Raw genomic sequence first — 3,699 nt, forward strand, 5'->3', positions numbered from 1 at the left:
ATTGAATTGGGGGCGCAAAACGTTGCTTCGATTCACTTAACCTTAGTCCCGTATATCGCCGCCGCTGGCGAGCTGAAGACCAAGCCGACCCAGCATTCGGTCAAGGAGCTGCGCTCGATCGGCATCCAGCCCGACATTTTGCTGTGCCGCTGCGACCGCGAGATTCCGAAGGAAGAGCGCCGCAAGCTGGCGCTGTTCTGCAATGTGCGCGAGAGCGCCGTGATCGAGGCGCGCGACGTCGACAACATCTACGCCGTCCCCGAGGCCTATCATGATGCCGGGCTCGACGATGAAGTGCTGGCGGCGTTCGGCCTGACGCCGAAGGCGCCGCTGGCGCTGCAGAGCTGGCACGACATCAACGAACGCGTGCGCAATCCCGAGGGCGCGGTGACCATCGCGATTGTCGGCAAGTACACCGGCATGAAGGACGCCTACAAGTCGCTGACCGAGGCGCTGTCGCATGGCGGCATCGCCAACAAGGTGAAGGTCAATCTCGACTGGATCGAGAGCGAAGTGTTCGAGAACGAGGATCCGGCGCCGTTCCTCGAACACGTCAACGGCATCATGGTGCCCGGCGGCTTCGGCCAGCGCGGCGCCGAGGGCAAGATCCGCGCGGCGCAATTCGCGAGGGAACGCAAGGTGCCGTATTTCGGCATCTGCTTCGGCATGCAGATGGCGGTGATCGAGGCGGCACGAAACCTCGCCGGCATCAAGGACGCCAACTCCACCGAGTTCGGTCCGACATCGGAGCCGGCGGTCGGCCTGATGACCGAATGGCTGCGCGGCAACGAGCTGGAAAAGCGCCACAATGCCGGCGACCTCGGCGGTACGATGCGGCTCGGCGCCTATCCGGCGGCCTTGCGCGCCGGCAGCAAGGTGTCCGAAGTCTATGGCGGCGCGCTGGAAATCTCCGAGCGCCATCGGCACCGCTACGAGGTCAACACCGCCTACAAGGACCGGCTCGAGCAGCACGGCCTGCTGTTCTCCGGAATGTCGCCCGATGGGGTGCTGCCGGAGATCGTCGAATACGAGAACCATCCCTGGTTCATCGGCGTGCAGTACCATCCAGAACTGAAGTCGCGCCCGTTCGAGCCGCATCCGCTGTTCGCCTCCTTCATCAAGGCGGCGGCGGCGCAGAGCCGGCTGGTCTAGGGCAGGGTGCTCAGCTCGCTTTGAGCTTGGCGACCTTTCGCAGGGCGTCATCGATCCGCGACTGCCAGCCCGGCCCCTTGGATTTGAAGTGCGCGACCACGTCCGGGCTGAGACGGATCGAGACGGCGACCTTGGTCGGCGCCTTTTGTGGGCCGCGCCGCGCGATGCCTGCAAGTATTTCCGGGGTCAGGTCGGTCACTTTGATGGGCGGATCAAGGTGTGTGGCCGTGGCAAAATCCTCTTTGGTCCATTCCGGATTGTCGTCGTCGAATACCGGCTCCTTCATTTTACGGGGCATGACGTCTCATCTCCTTTACGTGCGCGCGGCGTAGGCTGATGGGCCGATAGCCGCCGTCGCGGATCGTGAAAACCAGGCAATGCGCGTCGCCGTCGATATGTCCGTAAGCTCTAAATCGTGGTTCGCCGTAGTCGAATCGATCATCGGCAACGATGGCGCGAATTTCGAGGTCGACCCAGCGCGCCAGCGACACGTGGTGCTTCGAGAGATTGATCGCTTCCTTTTTCGGATCGAAGTCAACCATTTATCGTATATACGATTTGACCCGTGTCCGGTCAAGCGACGCAGAGCGCCCATGAGCCGATCGCGGCAAGACAGCCGGTCGCTTGCCGGCTATAAGGCCTGCATAAAACCGGAGGAAACCGATGATCTACGAAATGCGCGTCTACCGCTGTCTGCCGGGCCGCTTGCCGGCACTGCTGAATCGTTTCCAGGCCACCACGCTGAAACTGTGGGAAAAGCACGCCATCCACCAGGTCGGCTTCTTCACCACGCTGATCGGCGAATCCAACCAGGAACTGACCTACATCCTGGCATGGGATTCGATGGCCGATCGGGAGACGAAGTGGAACGCGTTCCAGAGCGATCCGGACTGGATTTCGGCCCGCGCCAAGACCGAGGAGAGCGGGCAGATCGTCGGCAACATCGTCAGCCAGTTGCTGACGCCGACGGCATTCTCGGCGTTGAAATAACGCAGGCCTCGTAGGATGGGTGGAGCCGTTGCGAAACCCATCGTTACACCCGTGACTACGCTGATGGGTTTCGCCTCCGGCGCGCGTCGCGCGCCCGAGGTTCTACCCATCCCACACTAGAGCATAGGAACATCTCTTGAGCGCTATCTCTCCAGCCGCCGCGATCGTCTCCGCCGGCGCCGTGCAATTCGGCAACGCGCTGCCGCTGTCGATCATTGCCGGGCCCTGCCAGCTCGAAAGCCGCGCGCACGCGCTGGAGGTGGCCAGCGCGCTCAAGGAGATCGCGACCAGGCTCAATATCGGCCTCGTCTATAAAACCTCGTTCGACAAGGCCAACCGCACCAGCGCCTCGGCGGCGCGCGGCATCGGCATCGACCAGGCGCTGCCGATCTTCGCCGAGATCCGCGAGACCTTTGGCCTGCCGGTGCTGACCGATGTCCATGAGATCGATCAGTGCGCCCGCGCCGCGGAAGCCGTCGACGTGCTGCAGATTCCGGCGTTCCTGTGCCGGCAGACCGACCTGCTGCTGGCGGCGGCGGCCACGGGCAAGGTCGTCAACGTCAAGAAAGGTCAGTTCCTGGCGCCGTGGGATATGGCCAATGTGGTCGCCAAGCTGACCTCGTCGGGCAATGACCGCGTGCTGGTCACCGAGCGCGGCGCCTCGTTCGGCTACAACACGCTGGTGTCGGACATGCGGGCGCTGCCGATCCTGGCGCGGACCACCGGCGCGCCGGTCATCTTCGACGCCACCCATTCGGTGCAGCAGCCCGGCGGCAAGGGCACCTCATCCGGCGGTGAGCGCGAATTCGTGCCGGTATTGGCGCGCGCCGCGGTCGCGGTCGGCGTCGCCGGCGTATTTATCGAAACCCATCCCGATCCCGATCGCGCGCCATCGGACGGCCCCAACATGGTGCCGCTGCGTGAGTTCGAGGGACTGTTGCGCACGCTGATGGCGTTTGACGCGCTCGCCAAGAGCCCGGCGCGTTAATGCCGCAAACCGGATTGCGGCCGCATGATCAGCGCATGCCGCCCGCGATCAACATCATCGCGCTTGCGACTTTTGCCGCCAGCCTGTCGGCGCGGGCGCTCGACCCGGTGCTGCCGCATGTCGCCGACGAGTTCGGCATCAGCATCGCCACCGCTGCGAGCTTTTCGGCCGTGTTCGCCTTTACCTTCGCGATCGTGCAGCCGGTGCTGGGTGCGGCGGCGGATCTGTTCGGCAAGGCGCGGCTGATGATTGTGTGCCTGGTGCTGCTCGGTCTGGCGAGCATCCTCGGCGCGCTATCGACGTCGTTTCCGCTGTTGTTCGCGACCCGAATTCTCGCCGGTGTCGGCTCCGGCGGCGTATTTCCGGTCGCGCTTGGCCTGACCAGCGATCTGGTGGCGCCCGAAAAGCGCCAGGTCACGATCGGCCGCACGCTGGCCGGCGCCATGACCGGCAATCTTCTCGGCGCATCCGCCTCGGGCCTGATCGGCGATTTCGCCGGCTGGCGCGGGGTTCTGGCGGTGCTCGGATTGTTGGTGATCCTGGCGTCGGTTGCCGTGGCTGCGGGCTTT

Annotated in this window: 6 protein-coding genes; 4 read left to right on the forward strand and 2 right to left on the reverse strand. The window is 64.3% G+C overall.

The genetic code is table 11. The annotated features are described in order from the left end of the window. The coding region (locus tag Q0S16_RS20420) for a CTP synthase (RefSeq protein WP_295852255.1) at positions 1–1,152 on the forward strand (1,152 nt) is incomplete at its 5' end. Between the two features lie 10 nt (positions 1,153–1,162). Here Q0S16_RS20420 and Q0S16_RS20425 read toward each other — a convergent pair. Continuing rightward, complete coding sequence (locus Q0S16_RS20425) at positions 1,163–1,450, reverse strand: BrnA antitoxin family protein (protein ID WP_295852256.1); 288 nt, start codon at positions 1,448–1,450, stop codon at positions 1,163–1,165. Further along, complete coding sequence (locus Q0S16_RS20430) at positions 1,440–1,694, reverse strand: BrnT family toxin (RefSeq protein ID WP_295852257.1); 255 nt, start codon at positions 1,692–1,694, stop codon at positions 1,440–1,442. The genes Q0S16_RS20425 and Q0S16_RS20430 overlap by 11 nt, the downstream gene beginning before the upstream one ends. A 121-nt stretch (positions 1,695–1,815) precedes the next feature. Here Q0S16_RS20430 and Q0S16_RS20435 point away from each other — a divergent pair, with 121 nt between their 5' ends. From Q0S16_RS20435 to Q0S16_RS20445, 3 genes are all read left to right on the forward strand, one after another. Further along, positions 1,816–2,142 carry an NIPSNAP family protein gene (locus tag Q0S16_RS20435; RefSeq protein WP_295852260.1) on the forward strand — a complete coding sequence of 109 codons (327 nt, stop codon included), beginning with the start codon at positions 1,816–1,818 and terminating at the stop codon, positions 2,140–2,142. Between the two features lie 136 nt (positions 2,143–2,278). Further along, positions 2,279–3,130, forward strand: a complete 852-nt coding sequence (gene kdsA, locus Q0S16_RS20440) for a 3-deoxy-8-phosphooctulonate synthase (RefSeq protein ID WP_295852262.1) — start codon at positions 2,279–2,281, stop codon at positions 3,128–3,130. Next, the coding region (locus Q0S16_RS20445) for an MFS transporter (RefSeq protein WP_295852264.1) at positions 3,130–3,699 on the forward strand (570 nt) is incomplete at its 3' end. The genes kdsA and Q0S16_RS20445, both read left to right, overlap by 1 nt.

The sequence above is a fragment of the Tardiphaga sp. genome (genome assembly GCF_025356345.1).
GTDB lineage: Bacteria > Pseudomonadota > Alphaproteobacteria > Rhizobiales > Xanthobacteraceae > Tardiphaga.

Bases quoted from the DNA above. Each gene is read 5' to 3' on its own strand.
- Q0S16_RS20430 (WP_295852257.1), bottom strand. From the start codon at position 1,694: ATGGTTGACTTCGATCCGAAAAAGGAAGCGATCAATCTCTCGAAGCAC.
- Q0S16_RS20435 (WP_295852260.1), top strand. From the start codon at position 1,816: ATGATCTACGAAATGCGCGTCTACCGCTGTCTGCCGGGCCGCTTGCCG.
- Q0S16_RS20425 (WP_295852256.1), bottom strand. From the start codon at position 1,450: ATGCCCCGTAAAATGAAGGAGCCGGTATTCGACGACGACAATCCGGAA.